Annotated in this window: 22 protein-coding genes; 2 read left to right on the forward strand and 20 right to left on the reverse strand. The window is 32.4% G+C overall.

Going from position 1 to position 18065, the window contains the following annotated elements; all coding sequences use genetic code 11:
• Window positions 1-11 precede the first annotated feature (11 nt).
• From AOB46_RS06535 to AOB46_RS06610, 15 genes are all read right to left on the reverse strand, one after another.
• Window positions 12-521 carry a hypothetical protein gene (locus tag AOB46_RS06535; RefSeq protein ID WP_062697518.1) on the reverse strand — a complete coding sequence of 170 codons (510 nt, stop codon included), beginning with the start codon at window positions 519-521 and terminating at the stop codon, window positions 12-14.
• Window positions 522-566: 45 nt separating this feature from the next.
• The gene (locus tag AOB46_RS06540; RefSeq protein WP_062697521.1) at window positions 567-797 is read right to left on the reverse strand and encodes a hypothetical protein; all 231 of its coding nucleotides are present in this window, start codon (window positions 795-797) and stop codon (window positions 567-569) included.
• Window positions 798-801: 4 nt separating this feature from the next.
• Window positions 802-1368, reverse strand: coding sequence for a hypothetical protein (locus AOB46_RS06545; RefSeq protein ID WP_062697523.1), 567 nt, complete (start codon window positions 1366-1368; stop codon window positions 802-804).
• A gap of 650 nt (window positions 1369-2018) precedes the next feature.
• On the reverse strand, window positions 2019-2735 hold the full coding sequence (locus tag AOB46_RS06555) for a hypothetical protein (protein WP_062697527.1): 717 nt from the start codon (window positions 2733-2735) through the stop codon (window positions 2019-2021).
• Window positions 2707-3078: a hypothetical protein gene (locus AOB46_RS06560; RefSeq protein ID WP_062697529.1), complete on the reverse strand. Its 372-nt coding sequence runs from the start codon at window positions 3076-3078 to the stop codon at window positions 2707-2709. Before AOB46_RS06560 ends, AOB46_RS06555 begins: the two co-directional genes overlap by 29 nt.
• Window positions 3059-3856 carry a tetratricopeptide repeat protein gene (locus AOB46_RS06565; protein WP_062697531.1) on the reverse strand — a complete coding sequence of 266 codons (798 nt, stop codon included), beginning with the start codon at window positions 3854-3856 and terminating at the stop codon, window positions 3059-3061. Before AOB46_RS06565 ends, AOB46_RS06560 begins: the two co-directional genes overlap by 20 nt.
• A gap of 209 nt (window positions 3857-4065) precedes the next feature.
• Complete coding sequence (locus AOB46_RS06570) at window positions 4066-4671, reverse strand: hypothetical protein (protein ID WP_062697532.1); 606 nt, start codon at window positions 4669-4671, stop codon at window positions 4066-4068.
• A gap of 113 nt (window positions 4672-4784) precedes the next feature.
• The gene (locus AOB46_RS06575) at window positions 4785-5573 is read right to left on the reverse strand and encodes a hypothetical protein (RefSeq protein ID WP_062697534.1); all 789 of its coding nucleotides are present in this window, start codon (window positions 5571-5573) and stop codon (window positions 4785-4787) included.
• Between the two features lie 187 nt (window positions 5574-5760).
• On the reverse strand, window positions 5761-6693 hold the full coding sequence (locus AOB46_RS06580; protein ID WP_062697536.1) for an alkaline phosphatase D family protein: 933 nt from the start codon (window positions 6691-6693) through the stop codon (window positions 5761-5763).
• Window positions 6694-6912: 219 nt separating this feature from the next.
• Window positions 6913-7473, reverse strand: a complete 561-nt coding sequence (locus tag AOB46_RS06585; protein ID WP_062697538.1) for a hypothetical protein — start codon at window positions 7471-7473, stop codon at window positions 6913-6915.
• 73 nt (window positions 7474-7546) lie between these two features.
• Window positions 7547-8023: a hypothetical protein gene (locus tag AOB46_RS06590; protein ID WP_131724328.1), complete on the reverse strand. Its 477-nt coding sequence runs from the start codon at window positions 8021-8023 to the stop codon at window positions 7547-7549.
• 17 nt (window positions 8024-8040) lie between these two features.
• On the reverse strand, window positions 8041-8775 hold the full coding sequence (locus tag AOB46_RS06595) for a hypothetical protein (RefSeq protein ID WP_131724329.1): 735 nt from the start codon (window positions 8773-8775) through the stop codon (window positions 8041-8043).
• Between the two features lie 99 nt (window positions 8776-8874).
• The gene (locus AOB46_RS06600) at window positions 8875-9831 is read right to left on the reverse strand and encodes an HTH domain-containing protein (protein WP_062697544.1); all 957 of its coding nucleotides are present in this window, start codon (window positions 9829-9831) and stop codon (window positions 8875-8877) included.
• Between the two features lie 140 nt (window positions 9832-9971).
• Window positions 9972-10907 (reverse strand): Kelch repeat-containing protein, encoded by a 936-nt coding sequence (locus AOB46_RS06605; RefSeq protein WP_062697546.1) that lies wholly within the window; start codon window positions 10905-10907, stop codon window positions 9972-9974.
• A 4-nt stretch (window positions 10908-10911) separates the two neighbouring features.
• Window positions 10912-11469 (reverse strand): SMI1/KNR4 family protein, encoded by a 558-nt coding sequence (locus tag AOB46_RS06610; protein ID WP_062697548.1) that lies wholly within the window; start codon window positions 11467-11469, stop codon window positions 10912-10914.
• A gap of 80 nt (window positions 11470-11549) precedes the next feature.
• On the opposite strand from AOB46_RS06610, the gene AOB46_RS23325 reads away from it, so the two are divergent.
• Window positions 11550-11717, forward strand: coding sequence for a hypothetical protein (locus AOB46_RS23325; protein ID WP_157845041.1), 168 nt, complete (start codon window positions 11550-11552; stop codon window positions 11715-11717).
• Window positions 11718-11768: 51 nt separating this feature from the next.
• Here the strand turns inward: AOB46_RS23325 and AOB46_RS06615 are convergent, their stop codons facing one another.
• From AOB46_RS06615 to AOB46_RS06630, 4 genes are all read right to left on the reverse strand, one after another.
• Window positions 11769-12302 (reverse strand): hypothetical protein, encoded by a 534-nt coding sequence (locus AOB46_RS06615; protein ID WP_062697550.1) that lies wholly within the window; start codon window positions 12300-12302, stop codon window positions 11769-11771.
• A gap of 49 nt (window positions 12303-12351) precedes the next feature.
• On the reverse strand, window positions 12352-12759 hold the full coding sequence (locus AOB46_RS06620; protein ID WP_062697552.1) for a hypothetical protein: 408 nt from the start codon (window positions 12757-12759) through the stop codon (window positions 12352-12354).
• A gap of 149 nt (window positions 12760-12908) precedes the next feature.
• A complete protein-coding gene (locus AOB46_RS06625) occupies window positions 12909-14003 on the reverse strand; it encodes a hypothetical protein (protein WP_062697554.1) in 1095 nt (364 codons plus the stop codon).
• Between the two features lie 152 nt (window positions 14004-14155).
• Complete coding sequence (locus tag AOB46_RS06630; RefSeq protein ID WP_062697556.1) at window positions 14156-14689, reverse strand: hypothetical protein; 534 nt, start codon at window positions 14687-14689, stop codon at window positions 14156-14158.
• Window positions 14690-15200: 511 nt separating this feature from the next.
• On the opposite strand from AOB46_RS06630, the gene AOB46_RS06635 reads away from it, so the two are divergent.
• Window positions 15201-15458 (forward strand): hypothetical protein, encoded by a 258-nt coding sequence (locus AOB46_RS06635; RefSeq protein WP_062697558.1) that lies wholly within the window; start codon window positions 15201-15203, stop codon window positions 15456-15458.
• 109 nt (window positions 15459-15567) lie between these two features.
• On the opposite strand, the gene AOB46_RS06640 is transcribed toward AOB46_RS06635, so the two are convergent.
• Window positions 15568-18036, reverse strand: coding sequence for a toll/interleukin-1 receptor domain-containing protein (locus AOB46_RS06640; protein WP_062697560.1), 2469 nt, complete (start codon window positions 18034-18036; stop codon window positions 15568-15570).
• Window positions 18037-18065: the final 29 nt, after the last annotated feature.

Genomic DNA, 18065 nt, shown 5'->3' on the forward strand with positions numbered 1-18065 from the left:
TGTAATTTTTGCTAAAGTTGATCCGAATACTGTTTTCTCATCAGTTCAATGATGGGAACAAAGAGATCGATATCTTGTGTTGAGGCTCTCCAGGTGTAATCAACCTTTTTACTGGCGAGACTGACCCCGAATTTCCATTCAGAACCATCCAGAACGATGGCTTTTTCATTCCGGATGCTTTCAGGGAGACTTATTTGCTCTAACCTTAACAGTTCCTCTTTCAGTATTGCGGCATCTGTATCAGGAAGCCTTTTTTCATCCGTGATGATCCTCAGTCTGTCCAGGTTGTAAATTCCAAGATTCCATTGGGTTAAGTTGTACGCTGTATCCCACTGCCTGAATGCCGAACGGATTGTTCCCTCTGAATTTTCAGTTAAAATTATTTTATAGGGAAATCCAGCAAGTGATGGGATTCGAGAAAAATAAGCAATTATTTTTTCTCCGGGCTTTAAATCGAAGCTTTCTATTTCAGTTTCTGCCGCATTCATAAGGGCTTCCATACTGTTTGAAATTCTTTCCATTTCTTTTATCTAATGTGTTCAGATGATCTTGTTTTCAGGATCGTTTTAATATATTGCTTCAATGATCTTTCCTAATTTATCCGCGATATTACTCTTTGTCATACTGGCTATTTCCCATTTTTCGCCATCAAATTGTGAAATGGTAACAGAATGATCTTCGTCAAATTTAAACGTGTAATATATAAACCCTTCTATTTTGTCAAGATTTACGATCACTTCAACGTTGTATTCTGTATTGTTGAAATTTAAATTAATGATTTTATCAGGTTTCTTCATTTTTTTAATACTTTTTCTTATAGACTAGCCGGGGGTGGACGGTTTCAAGTTTTCCTTCCTTGATTAGCTCAGTAATTTCTTCTTCATCCCATTCGTACGGGTAGTCTAAACCTTTAGCAATACCAATCACATTCATTGTATTTAAAACGGTTGTGATCAGATTTTCAAAAGCAGTTTCATGAGGGTCGAATATATAATCTCTTATCGTGATGGCAATATATTCAATGGTCATATTATCTAATGACCGAAACTCAACGCCAATATCATAAGGGGGCAACCCTTCAAATTTCCCTTCAATTCCTCTGTAATTAAGCAATCCTCCGGTCCGGTGATTTCTAAGCCTTTCAATAGCATTGTCTTTTTCTTCCTTTGACTGAGGGATGATTCTTTCAGACTCAAATATATAATCTTCACCATCATCAGTATCAATATCACAAAGATAAATTACATCAAAATCTCCTTCTTCAAATTCAAAATGATTCTTTGTAAAACTATTGTGCATACTGTCAAATACATCTTTCATGTCTGAAGGAGGGACAGCAATAATGATGACTTCACATAAATGAGACATTTTTACTGTTTTAAATATTGAGAATTTATAAATCCCGGTTTCAGAAATCTAAGACTTCAGAATGAATTTTAACGGATTTACTTTTATTGTATAAGATTAAAGCCGGGAGACTTTGTGCAGCTGAAATTAGTTGTTGCTCATGATTTACAATTTTCGTGTTATTAGTTTTACTGTATCAGTTCCCAGGTTCCGGGTTTTATCTCTTTGTGTAATTGATAAGCCGGAAGACAAATATACAGAAAACAATCAAAGAAAAAATGAAAAAAGCTTGATATTCTTAAAAGTGCTGCTTACCGTTGAATATTATTTCAGAAGATAAAAAAGAGGCTCATTTTTCAGATAGAGAACCTTGCAAGCTAAAAAAGACTAAGCTTTCTGAAGTCTCCTGATTTCAAGGGTTATTTTTATTTTTTATTTATGCGTTTCATACAAAATCAAGGGTAGTGAAAAGCCGGTTTGATAGGGTTCAACTACGTGGATATAATCCAGTCATCAGCGTTGTCGAAGTCAGGTTTAGACCATTCAATATATCTGTTCCAGGGAATTCCGTCTTCAGAATAATCTTGGTCATATATTCCTCTTGCGGTATATGAAAAATCATTTGTTTCTTTTGTTGTGCTCTAAGATCAGGGACTTTTTCTATACTAGAACTATGATTCACTGTAGTTTCTGAGGATGACTTCCTCATTCATTTTCATTTCGGTGAGTTTTTTTATTTCATATACTTTTTCCGTCTTGCTGACAGATCCAGCCAGATCAATAATATTGCTGCCTTCATTTTCATTTTTCCATGAGAATAGGGTGGTGTAAATGTCTGCAAATGATTCTTCCGGGGCAGGGGCAACATCATCAAATTTCCTTTCAAGTAAGGCGAAAAAAACATCTAAAGCATATTCAGGATTTTCTTCACCGGAAATCATTTTTATTTCAAGGTAAAGGTCTTTAAAGGTGATTCCTAAATTTTTCAATCCCTGATAAGCGAAATGAATGGTTCCTGTTGCAGTAGAATCAACTTCCCAGTTTCTGTCAAAAAGAATTTTCCTGAAATATGTTCTTCCCTGTTCTCCGCAAAGCGAAAAACCAAGTACGATTCCAGCATTACAATCTGTGGATGCGAATTGATTTCCTAACTCAAAGAGTTTATCAAGAATTGCATGAGGGGCTTCCAGTTTGCCCACCAATGCCGGAACAAATTCAGGGAATACATTTTTCCCGTAACATTTTTCAATTTCTGCTTCAATTTCTTTTTGATATTCAGTACAGTCAAAATTTAATAGTCCCAGAGCTGCGGATCTTGAAATATAATAATCGGTTTCTTCTCTGTTTCCAAAAAGATAGTCAGCTAAGATGGGTTTTACCGGTTTCATATTTTAAGTGGGCTAAAACTTCTAAAATTTCCGGGTCTGTATTTTCAACCAGTTTATTTTGGTGGAGAGATATATTGAAAATCTGTTCCGCAGCAGAATGATCTCCCAATGCTTTAAAAACCGGCAGTAAATAAGTGTAATCAAAATCAAAAGGATGGGTTACATAGTGATTTAAAATTTCATCAGCATCACTTTTGTCACCACATTTTACAATAGAATTCACCAATGAACATATAATAGCGGATTCTCTTTCAGAAGAGGGAAGTTTTAAATATTCAAGTAGCTCGTGGGTTGTTTTCAGCATGTTATCAATACCTTGTTTATTAAGCTTCTTTGAACGCATTTTTTATGACTTCAGGCAACCCGGCCTTATCTTTCACCTTTTCATAATATTTTTTAGACTTTTTCATCAGCTTCTCGTCAGAAGTTTTTATTCCGATCTGCTTCAGGCATAATGCATAACATCCATTAAAAGTATCTTCCTTTTTAAAATTTGATTCCACCTTTTCAAAATACGGAATGGCTTCTTCATATTTTTCGTTAAATGTTAATAATATGGCTTTTAAGGATTGACAGTCTTTGTTAGGGGAGTTGTATTTTTTTTCAGCAATATCTATATTTTCAAGTCCGTTTTTGTGATCTTCTATAAATAGTGAGGTTAGTGCAATTCCATAATATCCTTCGGGACTTTCGGGAAAATATTCTGTCATTTCCTGGAATTTTTTTCTTGAAAAACTCATCCTTCCAACCTTCATAGCCAGAGTGGCTAGATTCTGCTTAAATTCTATGGATTTGTTTTGGGCAAGGCTGTCTGCTGCGTGATAGAAAATTACAGCTTCCTGTTCAAGGTTGCTTAACCTTAAAGTATATCCGGCCCAGAAATAGGCATCACAAAAAGAGTTATCCGTTTCTATGACTTCTGAAAAGATTTTGAAAGCGGCGCCAAGATATAAGTTTTGCTGAACAGATTTTATGCCGAGAGGATATATTTTATTTACTCTTTCGTTATCCGGTTTTTTACAATAGGTTCTGTTTCCCAGGAAATAATCGGTCTGATTTTGCTGGGCGTGAATATTGATTAGCCCTGACAGAACTAATATAATCAATACTACTTGTTTCATGGATTTAGTTTTTTATACATTATCATACGAGGGAAAAGGCCTTGACGAAAATATGGACTAAAGTTAAATCTTATTTCAGTTTTCGACCAGTCATTGTTATATTTTTTTCCAGACTAAACTAAGAAAAAAATGTGAAAGCTGAGGAGGATGTTTTTATTTTAATAAGTGCAAATTCGGGAGACTTTGCACAGCAGGGAAGCCTATCAGGATCATTTTTTTATTTTCCATAACAATAATTCTGTGCTGGAAATGATTTCATGCTTAAAATTAATGCTTTCCCATATTTCAGCCAGTTTTTTCTGAGCTTCCGTATTGTCGAAAGTCAGAATGACAGCATCATGATAATTTTCACCATAACTTTGTGGATCAAATGGAGTTACATACCTCCTTGCTCCGGTTAAAATAGATAGAAAATCAATGTCTTCGTAGTTAGCGAATTCCCGCATTACAATTTTTTCTTTTATATTTTCAATTAATAATTCTGTATATGCAATATCGTTTTCCTCACTATCCAGAAGGCCCATGATGTAATTATAATCTTTTCGATATTGTTCATTTTCCTCAGTCTGTGGGAGGGCGTCGGCATAATCTCCATAAAACCATTCAGCAGAGCCCAATAATCTGTATTCTTTAGTTTGTTTATCAAAAATTATAGGACCGGGGCCAACAATTTGACCTCGTTCGTCGTCTGCGTAATAATTTTTATGCTTCCAGAAAATAATGATGTACTTATCGGTATCATAATAATTTGACATTTCGAAATCAGAGTTTATTTCTCTTTCAATAATTTCCTGTACTATTTGTGTGTCAATCATGGTTGGGTTATCTAAGTTTAAAATGTTGAATGGATTAGGCAGATGAGAAATTTGGTGATCCTCTTTTTTCTTATGTGCAGGGGTATAAAGTCGGGAGGCTTTGAGTGGACACCTTAATTTGCAATATAATAGAAAAAATCGTTATTAATATTTTTAGAAATCATTATTTCAAAAAGATGATTATCATTTTCCATAGTTTTTGTGGAAGAAAAATAATAACCATAGGAATTGTCTGTAAACCCATCTAATAAAAAGAAAATTCCTTTTTCAGTTTTTATAATTGAATAAATATTTATTTCTTTCATTTTTTCCAAAATTTGTTTTTGGAGGGGATTGAATTTATAACTTTTTTCAATTTTAATCTGAGTTGAAATCGGAAAAGGTGATTTTGCTGGTATTAAATATGACCAATATATATTATTTTCCTTGAAAATATTATCAACCCGTTGCAGTGAAATTTGGTTTAGAAATATAAGATTTTTACTATTGCTAACTAAAGAAGCTAAGGTTTTGAACTGATTGATATTCTGGTTCAAAAAAAATACATTGGGATTTTCATCAATCTGTCCCTGTTTTAAAAATTGATTGGGTTTCTCGCTTGTTTCTTTTTCGGTAAATTTATATCGTTGAGAAAAGCCACCCCAAAAGAAATTGGGAATTTCACTAGAAGTTCTGATGGAATCTAAAGTCCAGATTTTTTCATATTTAATCGGTCTCATATCCCACTTTGAAAATGGTTTTGAAAATTTTAAATAATCATCGACTGAAATTTTATTTTCTACAGTTAAGCTGTCTAAGTATTTAAACAATTTCAAATCGAATTCCTCAGTTTTATTCAGGTATTCCTGGCTAAAAACTGACACGGAAAAAATGAAGAAAAATAATGTTAGAATCTTTTTCATGAGGTATAGATAAAATATTGCATAATGGAAAAATTGACAAAGCGCAGGTTAAACTGAACTGAAATTTTAGCTTTGATTAAATAAAATATAACCTGTTTTTTCAGAACTAAACTAAGAAAAAAATGGAAATGTGAAGGCGTATGTTTTAAAGGAGTGCTTTTATGAGGGTAAAGTTAGAAGACTCTACCTATTTAAAATAAGAATTTAAAAACCTGGTAGCTGTTTCAGACCTGTTTTTTTGACGCCCGAATTTGTTATAAAAACTCAATTTAACATTGGTTTCTTCAAACTCCAGCATACACCAATTATGCAGATCATCAAAGGGAATTCTGAAGCCGGCATAATTAACCTGCATACCGGATGAAATAATTTGAATAGGGGTGACAATATTCAACTCATTAATTCTTTTAGGCATTAAGAATTTATTTTTATGAACATCTCCGCACAGGAAAATAACATTCTCAGTTTTTGAAACCATTTCACAAAGCCTTTTTAATTGGCTGGGATATTTATACCAATTTTCACTTCCTTCGGTTAATGTTAATCCGCCACATAAAATGGTGTATTTAAGAGGATGCTGCAATTTGTCTTCAATAAACTCAAATTGTTCGTTACTTAATAATTTATTTGTAGGACCTTCTTTTTCACAGTCTGTTCTGTTGTCAATAAATATTACCCTTGCAAGCGGGGTATCTACATGATAATAAGTATGAGGGAGGTTGGTAGAGCAATTTAAATATTGATGAAAAAGTTCCCGGGATATGTCTTTCTTTTCCTGTGGAACAGAGATTCCTTTAGCATTGTTCCAGGCAAAATCGTGATCATCCCAAATCGCAAAAAAACCATTCTTACGTCTCATTTTTTCTACCAGATCTTTAAATTCAGGAACTAATGTAAACTGGTTCTCGTACTTATTTTTCATAATCCTTTTAAATTTTTCTGTCGGATAATCTTTAGGACTACCATTGGGCTCATGGCTGAAAAAGGGCCATCCGTAATCCATATAAATATTATCTCCTAAGAGAAACAGATAGTCTGGATCCTGATCGGAAATGAGTTTCCATTCAGGTTGTTTTTTAAAAGCTTCATATCGGGTACAGGAAGTGAAAATTATTTTCATGGTGATTTCATGTTTGGTTATTACAGTTATTCATGGTCTGTCTATTAAAGTTACGTAAGCAGACTAGGCCTGTCAATCACCTTTTTGTGGTATTTATCAAAAAAAACCGCTCTATAGAATAGAACGGTTTTGATTGATATGGAGCCGTTAAAACTACTCGCTATCCGGAGAATATTCTGACTTCGGATGATTATTTACTGGTTCAAAATCGGAAGAATTTTACGATTTGTTGAATGAAAAATAGGTTACATAAGTCCAGTAGACAGATAAGGCATTGATATCTTTTTTCAATTCCTGCAACCACAGAGAGTCTTTAAAATCAAATACATTATCCGGTTTTTTCTCTAAAATATCGTCAATGTCTTTGGATATTGAGATAATTTCATGGTAAAACAATTCGTTCTGCTGCTCAATGGGAGTAATATCTCCTGTCATGTCAAAAACTTCTCCTGCTTCCAGAAAAAACAGATCCAGCGCTCTTTCAGGATATTTTTCGAAGAAATCTTTCGTGTCCTGCCTGATTCCGGTTATTACCTGTGTGTCGATATCTGCCTGTGTCTCGAGGTAATCTAAAAGATCATAAAATTTTTTTAAGCCGTTTTTAAAATCACCTTTTATGGCGATGGGATGTTCAAAGTTCCATATTTTAGAATTAGACATCTGGGTTTCAGAACCCAAAACTATTTTATGGAATAAAGGAATTTCATAGTTCCATTCCGATACATCACGCAGCTTCTTTAATTCTTTATCTGCGCTGTATAGATAAGATCTGTTTGCCATTAGTTATTAGTTTTTATTACATGTTGTGAACTCTCAAATCTACGTTTTACACCAATATTCTGCAAGTTGGGGTTTATATTTCCTGTATTTCAGTTCCGGTATTTTCATATCTTGTTTTTAAGTCTTTAATTTCCTCTTCAAAATTGTTATAGATATCTTCAATTTCTCCGGGATAAAAATGAAGCCAGCGGCTATGATTTCTATACGCTTCCTGTCCTTCAGCAAGTTTCCTGTTTCTTTTGGATAGGGTGGGAATTAAGATTTTGTTGATGATTAATTGGTGGGGCCTCAAAATCCCGGAGATGATATCAAAGTCCATAGTACTTAATCCGGTATTACAAATTAAAATAGGATCTTCTGAATTAATGATCTCTTCAGAAATGTATTCAAGTTTTTTGAGGTGAGAATCTTGTGACGAACAATAATTATACTTTTCAAGCAGTTCATAACAATTTACAATTTTAAAACCTGCGAATTCAGAAGTGTTTAAATCCGGCTCAGAAATCTGTAAAGTTAAAATGACGTTGATTCTGTTTTTTATGTATTTCATGGTGATAGGTATATCGTTTATATTCCCCATATCAGCCCGGATAAATTCTGCAATGTCCAGGTTTCAGGTTTTACGGTCTTATTGCCGGGCAGCGATTGTAATATCTCTTCTCTCATATCAACCCCCATAATAAATCCAAGTTGGTTAGCGTGTGCTATTTCAAGAAGGGTAAGAAAGGCTTTTGCTGGTTCATTCTCGTCATGTTTCAGATTCTCTTTGTTAAGATAAAGGTATTGGACATCTTCATGAGACATCCAGTTGGTAATTCCCATTCTGTCGAAACACAAAAAATTATTCCAATCATCAAGGTCTTCAATGATTGAATAGGAAAGTGTTTTTTCAGATAGTTCAAAATTACGGGACACTCCGCTTTTTCCAAGGCCTAGATGAGGAAAAAAATCAGCGCAGGTTTTAAAGGTATGATATTCAAAAAACTTAGAAAACTCATAATATCCTTCTAAATTATTAAAAAATGCTATCTCAGTGTTCGTGTCTTCTGCTTTCTGATATTCGCTGTTTATTTTGAATGTTTCATCTAATGAATTTGATATTGAAACAATATTTTCAATAGTTTGATTGACAAGCTTTTCGAGTTCCTGTTTAGACAGATGTAAAGTGCTTCCGATAACATGAGACTTTAAGAATTCCTGGCAATCGGCAGTTAAGTCGCCTGTCTCTCCTTTTAATGCCGGAACAACTTCTTTATAAAATTTTCTGTCATCAAACAAGTGCAGTGTGCGCCAATATCCCATTTGTATTGTTGTTTTGTGATGATTATATTGTTTTATTTATGTGCGCAAAACTTTTTGATACTTTGTGCGTGTGAATGCACGAAATTTTCACGTTGTAGGTTAATCTTCGTAAGGTATTCCGTTTGTTTTACAATATTCTTCTATTTCTGAGTCGGTTTTAAAATATTCATCGCAATATTTATTGAAAATTTCTAATGTGCCTCCTAAAAACTTATCTGAAGCACTTAATAATGCTTCTGTTTGCGAAATAAATTTTTCAAAATCAGGATTCAATTCACAAAGTTTGTCAATTGTCTTGTATTCTAGATCACGATATTTTGATACAAAATGAATTTCACTCTCATAGGGATTAGATTTCAACTCAATAATTCCGATTCCGAAAGATTGAGATAATCTTTCCATTTCTCCCAGCAAATTTTTACTAATTTCAAAAGCAACCAGATATCCATAATTTGCCCAGCTTGAATTTGAAACCGCTTGAAAGAAATATTTTTTTAATTCATAATCTGTGTTTATTTCTTTTTTGATTTCATACGAGGTAATATTAAAAGCATCAGCTTTATTTACCAGTTTCATTAAAGCATTTGAATTTTTATTTTTCAGATTAACAAAGTCAATCGCAACCATATCAGGATGAACCCATTTTTGATGGTCATCTTTTGTGTTCAATGACTTTTCATGAAAAATTGTTTTAGCATAAATACCTCTGCTTTTTAAGTAACTTACTAATAATTTATGAAGGTGTCTTTCGTGAAATGATTTTTTATCTTTTCTAACAATAGATTCTTTAATTTTTTCAATTGGAAGGTCTAAATTAATTTGATTTTCGTTTTTTGAAGAATAATACAGAAAACCATTTTTAGACTTAAATCTTTTTACACGAGTATCATTTTTTCTAATAAAATGTCCTAATTGTGCTCCAATTGTATCGGTTGGTGTTTTTGCATTTGACCAATCAACATAATTTTTAGCGTTAATTAAATCATGGACTTCAATATATGTAAATGCACCGATATTATCTTCAAGTACTTTTATTATAGCTTCTTTAATGGTCATTGGTTTTTGTATTGTTATACCCTCAAATATACACAAGTTTTCCCTATGTTAAATAGAATGCTGGGAAATGTTATATGTTCAACTCGTTCTGTATACTTCCATTGCTGCCGAACGAATCTCTTCGTTTGATTATAGTAGTCTTACCTGTTTACAGCCGAAGAAAGCACACTTTCATTAATATCAGCTACCTGGGTACTTTTTATTGATGATTTGAGCAGAGACGTTGTACTTCCACCGATGATGTATAATTTATTGTTGTATACTTCTGCGGTAGGGTATCTTCTGGGAATCATATTGGAGGTTAGCTGATGTAGTTTATTAGTTGTAGTGTCAAAATACGCGAGAAAACTTTGATTATTAAAACCCCCTACAATAAAAATTTTATTACCGGATACCGCTAATGAGTGTCCGGCTATCCCGACAGGCATGGTATATTGATTAACCCAAAGATTAGTTTTGAGATCGTAAACATTGATCAGGCGGGATGGGGTACCATTAAAACCACCAATTACATAAAGTTTATCATTTACGATTTTGCCCCTTGTTTCTCGGGCTGTGGGCATATTGGGTAAGGGATTCCATGTATTGGAAGCAATGTCATAATACTGGAATTTATTAGAAAATACAGTGGTGGCAGCTCCGTTTAATCCGCTGCCGCCAAACACATATATTTTGCCATTATAGATTGCAGAACCAGCATTTCCTGTATAGGAGCGATTGGTAGCACCCTTCGTTATTGTATTGGTTACCAGGTCTACAATTTCAAGATGGCTGTTTCCCCACCCGTTAAAAATATAAATTTTATTATCGTAAGTCTCCGAATTAGCAAATTTTTTGGTAAGCAGAGTAGAATGGAGAACACTCCATTTATTATCAGTAATATTATATTTTTCAATATAATTGGCATTACCGCTGTTTTCCTGATACCCATTGCTCACGTATATATTGTCATTCACAATCACACTGGTTGTGCCGCCTCTGCCTGCAGACATACTGGCAAGATTTTTAAATTGAAGCGTTTGTGCATGGGTAAATAATGAACCCAAAAATGAAAGGAATAATAATTTTGTTTTCAAGGGTTTAAGATTTAGGATTTGTTTTTCCTTCGCTGATATATTCTTTGTAATCTTCTTCTAATTTATCAATTTCTTGGATTAAAAAATCATAAATATTTCCTTCAAAAATTTCGTAATCTTCCTCGTCATATTTGTCATATTCAATTTTGATTACTCCATTGTTGGTATAGGCGCGGTAGAGGTTGCCGCTGCGTTTGAAAAATAATTGTCCATGTGGCTTTTCTTTATATTCAAGAGCTTCGGCATGTTTTTCTTCAAAGCCCATCCATGAAGGCATTTCTTTATCCTGAGAAAGGCCGTACACAAAAAATCCGTATCCGAATTTCCAGCTTGGCAGAACATCAAATTCTTCGGGCCGTTTCCATATTTCTTCTTTAACTTCAAAAATCAGGGAGCCAAATGTTGTCAAAAAATCCTTAACATCTTCACTGAATGTAAAACCTGTATTTTCTTCATACTTTGTAATCTGTTCTTCGGTGGCAGGATTGGCCACTGAGCCCATTACGAAAAAATCATCATTTAATTTCTTTTTCCTGTCCCAGAATTCTTCTTTTGTTGTCATATTTTTTGTTTGGTTTATGTCATCAACGTTGATTCCATCATTATAGTGACAAATATAGGAGAAAGTTGGAGGGATAAAAAATGAAAGAGCAGGCAGATTATATTTTATATAGGCAGGGCAGTCGTTTTAGAGTTGGACGAAATGGAAATTTTATAAATGGAGCACTGACGGAGTTAGGAGTTACAAAATTTCAGGATGCAGCGGTGGGAAACTCTTTTGCTTTCCCATATCTTCTTTTTTCAAATTAATGCATTATGACCAACCGATATATATAATTTTTGTAAAGCTACTTTTTAATTTTACTCATATATTCTGCCCATTTCCAGTAAATCACCCAAAGTTTGCCAGCTTACCTCAAACTCCTGTTCATCATCTTTACAATAGTCTAAATAACATCGCATGCCAGCCTCTAAAATAGAGTAGGGATCGAAATTATACCATCTGTTTCCTGTTTCAGAATCAATTCCAAAAGACCGGCCTTCATCATTTAGTTGTTTCCCTTTCATTTTATGTAATTCGGCGATTTGAAATTGTAGAACGGCAATCGTATAATAAACTCCAATATCTTCTAAGGAATTATTGGTCTTATTGTTAATTTTTTTATATACAGCTTCCTCATCAGGTGCTTCTACAATTTTAAGCCATTCATGATCAAATTTTTTGGGTTCAGAATTACATGCGTCATGTAAGAGTTTTAATAATAGATCAGAAGTTAAGGTTTGCTTTCTTTCCTGTTCCACCAGTTTTAATAAAGCTGAGAGATAGGTTTCCAGATCCCTGTTTTCCGGAAGGTGCCTAAGATTAATACTATAATAAAATTTGTTGTATGTCATATTTGGGTATTAGGTAATGTAATTATTTTAAAAGGCAGCACCCGGAAGATTAGGCCATAAAATCATCTAAATAATATTGTAGAGTAGTATCATTGTCTGTTACTTCGTTTACGAGCTCTTTAATGCTTTGCAGCAGTTCAGATTCGTTTGTATTTTCATCAATATCTACCAGGTGCAATGCAATTTGTGATCCCTCATCATTTAAATTAATTTTTCTTAATGTTCCATCAAGAATAGTTGTTTTTTCAGGTACAGATGGCTTTCTGTAACATTCTTTTATAAGGCTTATTATTTCGAAAAGCTTTTCTGTTCTCATTATTTTGCCGTTCCAGACTTTGCCGTTTTCTTTAAAATACTGGGAGGCAGATAAAATAACTAAAAGAAAATAACAGCTTCCGCTTCTTGTGATTTCAATATCAAGTTGCCCTGAAAGAGTATGTAGTTCAATTTTAATCACTTGAATACAGGTATTAATTTTTCTCCGAAGTCTTCAGATTTGGGAGATTGGTTTTATTTTATTGGCTTAAAGCCTCCGCTGCGGTAGTGGGTATATTAAAACTTAAAAATTTATGCTTTGCGTGAGGGAGGAGAATAAAGGATTGAACATTATTTAAGTCTATTCAATGTTATTACACTTTGAAAACCTCCAATTGCTTCAAAAGCTTCATTCTGATGTTGTATGTCTGACCATCCTTTTTTAGCAAGTTCTGCTCTTACTTCTTCCTCTGACTTATCTTTTAGCAGATGATAAAATGTAAAATCAACAACTTCCGGCGGAACTCTTTCAATAACATATTTTGTAAGTACCCTAACTAATTTAAGGTAAACAAAAAGACCAGTTAACCCAAGTTGTATCACCCAAATAACGATCCAGCCAATCCATCCAGTATTTATTTTGTTTACTATAAAGCCATGTGAGAATCTTATTTGTAAAAAATTTAAAAATCCAATTCTCTCAAGATTATTTGCATTCAGAATTATTTCATATTGAAAATATTCGTTTGAGATATAGGTTAAAAGGATCATCGCACCAAAAAGGTATTGCAACTTATTTACATCAGTATAGTTTGAAAATCTAATGACATACTTCATTGCAAAGACAAGGGCTGTTGCCACAAGGAATTCAAATAATCCAATGAAGTAAAGTCCTTTTACCGAAAGCAATGCTACCAGAAAACTGGTTAGTAACGAAATGAATATTCCACCCATAATGGGTAATGTTATATTGGGTGTTTTTGTTGGTGTAGGTTGTGGTAAAGTTTCAGGAATTATATAATCATCCCAATTGTTTTTCCTTTCTATTTCCTTTTCAAGATCCTTAAGGGCTTGCAGGTTGAACGTTTTTAAAGTTTCCTGATAAGCATAAATAAACAGCTTAACTCTTTTAGAATTTTTTCCGTTATCCCAGATTTCGCTTCCTAAAGATTCGCTTTTTACTGAAACTGCACCGTTCTTATAAGTAGCGGTAATAATTTCAGTCCAACGCTCATTCATCCAACCTGTACATTTATATTTTGCTTCTATATTGTAATCATCTTTATATACAAGATCCCAACCCAGTCTTTCAAATGTTTTTTCTGCGATGGCAATAAAAAGAGTTTCGCTGACTGGTGTTCTGAATTCTTCTTTATAGGCAGGGGTAAAACCAAAGCTGTGTTTTTTGGATATTTCTTTTTCGTAGCTTTTAAAGATCTCTTCCATTTTAGTTTTCAGGACGTGATTATTAGTTTAAAGTTTTATGAATAAGCAGTCAAAGATAAATCATTCTCTAATGTTCTGAAAATATTTAAAAATAGCATTAAGTTTTCGCAATCTTCTGAAGAATTTATGAAGAGTGTCAAATGCTATCTTTTTTAGATCAAACTTTTGAATTCTCTCCTTTCCAGAAGAAGATATGCTGCATCCAGCATTTTGGTCAGATGAATGTAAGGGCTTATCATATTCCTTTCCGGAAGATGGTCATAGATGCCCAGTGAGAAATAGACCATTCCGGAAATAAAATAATCAAATTCCTTGATGCTGTATTCTTTGAAAGCTTTTTTAAAGACCAACAGAGGATTTTGGTATTCTTTCTCAGAAAGCAAACCCAGAACCAACGGAGAGACTTCTTCCAACTGTGTATTGAGAACCCATTTCTTTTCCTTCAGCATGATGAAGTAGCCTGCACGGATGAATGACCGCATCGCCTGGTGAAAATGAAAGATGACGGACGGATCTTCTTTTATCCAGCTGTTTCTTTTAACAGCATAACTCATAATGTTGTTTAGCAACTCTTTGGATGCTGTAAGGTCATTGAGCTGAAAAAACGTCTCCATTTGCTGTAAGCCGGAATGCTTCTTCCGGCCTTTCCCAAGCAGGGATGGTAAGTCTGTTCTGTTTTTTTTCATGAGTCTGTATTTTTTAGTGTACGATTTTACCGGCCGTAAAGGAGAAAGTCTACCTGAACTTCCTGCCCATACAAGCCTAATGAATAGGATAGAATTTGTGTTTTTCTAAAAGCCCTAAAGCCGCAATGGATTGTACACTCCATTGTACCGTATCATGATACTTGATGTTGTAAAGCAGGCTTAGAAAAAATGATTGTAGAAAAGCAGAACAGCATGAAAATAAAAACGGCATGAGACTCTACAATATCTGCCATTGAGGTACTGGTATACCTGGGAACAGATAAGAGAGCCCACGCCTAAGTCGTGAGCTTCTAGCTTATCGTCTCGTTCCTAAAAATTACCAGTTTCCAATGGCGAGATTCTAAACAATAGCTTCTATATTTCTTTGAAGTATCGCAAAATTACTCTAATGAGTAATCTTTTCCAAATATAATAAAAATATCTTTACATTACCGAATTCGGTAATGATAATTTATGCTAATAATTACAATTTGCACTAAACAGTGCGATTATGAACGAGTTTAAGACTGATGAAATCAAAAGAATGGTCTCAGAAAAAATAAAGGAAATAAAAGGTGAAACTCCTTATTCTAAGATTTCTGAAAGATGTAATGTTACGGCTGCTAGAATTAGTGATGTTGCTAATAACAAGATTGATTGTCAACTCAGTACTTTCATTGAAATTGCAACTGGATTAAGAATACACCCAAAGGAATTATTTGATATTGTTTTTGATTTTGAAGAATACTATTCTGAATTAGATAAATAAAAGAAACTCAGAAGTCTTTATACTTCTGAGTTTCTTTTTAAATAGATTTATTTTATTTGCTCAAAATCAGGAAACTTTGTTTAGCAAAGGTTTAAAAATTATAGCTTTTTTAAATTTTATTTATTTCAAATAATATTGCATCATAAACTGATTGATTATATCTACCTGAAATTTTATCATAATAAATTTTCATCGCAGCTTCTTTATCACCTTTATAAAGCTGTATATAAATTAAAGCTTTGATATACATTAGTTTACTGAAAATATCAGTGTCAGTATCAAATTTATCATTTATTTGTTTAACAAAAGTTTCCAAATCTTCATACAATTCAAATTTTTTTAAAATATCTAGTTTTGTAAGATATGGATAAATATTATTTGTGAATATTGCTATTGCATCATTAACATAATTAAGGGAGCTAAAGTGATTACCTTCAATAAAACACTCATATTGTGCTCGGCATGTCAAAAACATTTCTCGTGCCTTCTCGTGTGGATTCTTCTCTAATTCAATAAGTAATTGTTTTAACTCATGTTTATTTGTATAACCATCAGTTTTTATTAAACATCTAAAATAACTTTGAAGATTAAACGGATTATTTTTATCTACTAAATAACTATCCTTAGCTAGGTATAGAGCATCACTATATCTCTCTACATTGATATATACTTGTACGAGTTCTCTTTTCGCTCGATAAAATTTAGGATTTACTTTTAAAACTTCATTGAATCTTTCAATAGCATCATCATTTCTATTTTTCATTCTATAATAAAATCCCAGCAAAAAGTTATGATCGGCACCATCTATAAATTGAACTTCTTTCAATAATCTTTCATCTCGCTTTCTACTCAACGCTAAACAAAGCCAATATCTAATTTCTTTTACAATTTTTTTATCTAAATAGCTTTCATTTAATAAAATTCTATCAGCTAAAATTATTACGTCATTATGTCTTCTTTCATTATTATATAATTCACGCATTGCGTTCAAATAATGGGATGGGATTAATAATTCCTTTGGAATACTTAAGTTTCGTTTTAAAGATTCTTTTAATGTTAATATATATGCGGAGGTATCACTTTCAAGAGCTTCTTCATACTGCTGAAAATTGTTTTTTATATGGTTTGTGATATTTTGGTTGTATTTAGAATCTAATGTATAGTTAATCCTTTGAACATAATCTTTAATAGAATCATTAAGGCGAATGAATTCTTTACTTGATCCAAGAAATTCAATTATAAAGGAATTGCTAAAATCAGATAATATTTTTTCTGCCTCTGAAAAATCACTGCCTAGTATTTCTTGTAAAAATAAGATACTAATACATTCGGAATCTGAAAGAATTTTTAAGATTTGTATGGCTAATTTATTATCTGAAAAGTTTCTTAAAACTCTACTAACTTTTTCAGAATTATAATCAATAATCTCATTTAAATGTTCTAATAAATAGTGCTGACCTTCTTGTTTCAATAATTCTGTTGTGAATGTTATTTGTTCTGGATATCCGCTAAACAGATTTGAAATTTTAGTAAAACTATCTTTATTAATGGTTACATTATCTAATTTCAAAAGAGCTTGAAACAGACTTGCTCTTTCATACGGCTCTAATTCTGGTATATTAATTGAAAATAAATTTGAATAACTTGTATATTTTAAAGCTCTTAGTTTTGAATTACTGATGATACAAACTAAAATTTTATCTATAGCTTTAAGTTTTTCAAGTAAATCTAAGTACCAATCTACAATTTGGCCATTTGATGAAATTATACTAAAGTTATCAATAATTAATAAAATATCATTATTTTTTTCTAATTCTAATAATAGTTGAAAAGCTATATTAACTTTTGTATCAATATCTTTTATAGATAAATTAGTGATTTCTTCAATGGGTAATTCGGAATAGCCTAGTCCAAAAAGCTTTATTATAAAATCTTCAATTGAATTTCTGTTGTCTAAGAAAATATTAGGGGCTTCATAGTTTTGGACAATATTATTTGAATTTGTTAGTGCGTGTTTTAGAAATTTTCTTCTTCCTATATTATGTAACCCACTTATAATAATTGTTGATGGTGAAGCTAAATTAAAATCATATATTCTCTGTTCAAAATCTTTAATTTGTAGAGTACGACCTATAAACAATTGATTTAATTCTTTTTTATTTGGATATAATTCCCAATTAACTAAAACTAAAGTTTGTCTGATTAAGTCATAAACCTTTGTTGGTTTTGAAAAATACTTTAAATTATAACTATCTTTAATCCAATCTGGAATTTGTTGGTTATCATGTGTAATTTCTGAGTCAATAATAATGGGCAAAAACTTTTTTAATTTTCCATTTTTTATATATTCTTCTGCACGTAAAATTTCTTTTTGTACCCATTCACTATTTAAAGATTCTTTTGATATAAAAAAAACAAATATGCCAGATAATTCAATTCCTTTATATATTTCATCTAATGTTATAGAGCCAGCTTCAAATGAATACTTGTCATATATAATTTTATTTTTACCTAATTTATTTGCTATTATTTCAACAAAGTTTTTTTGTTTTGAACTATGTGATAAAAATACTTTCATTGATTATTTAATTTTTGATGTAGTCCAAT

The sequence above is a fragment of the Chryseobacterium indologenes genome, assembly GCF_001295265.1.
GTDB classification, from domain to species: Bacteria; Bacteroidota; Bacteroidia; order Flavobacteriales; family Weeksellaceae; genus Chryseobacterium; species Chryseobacterium indologenes_A.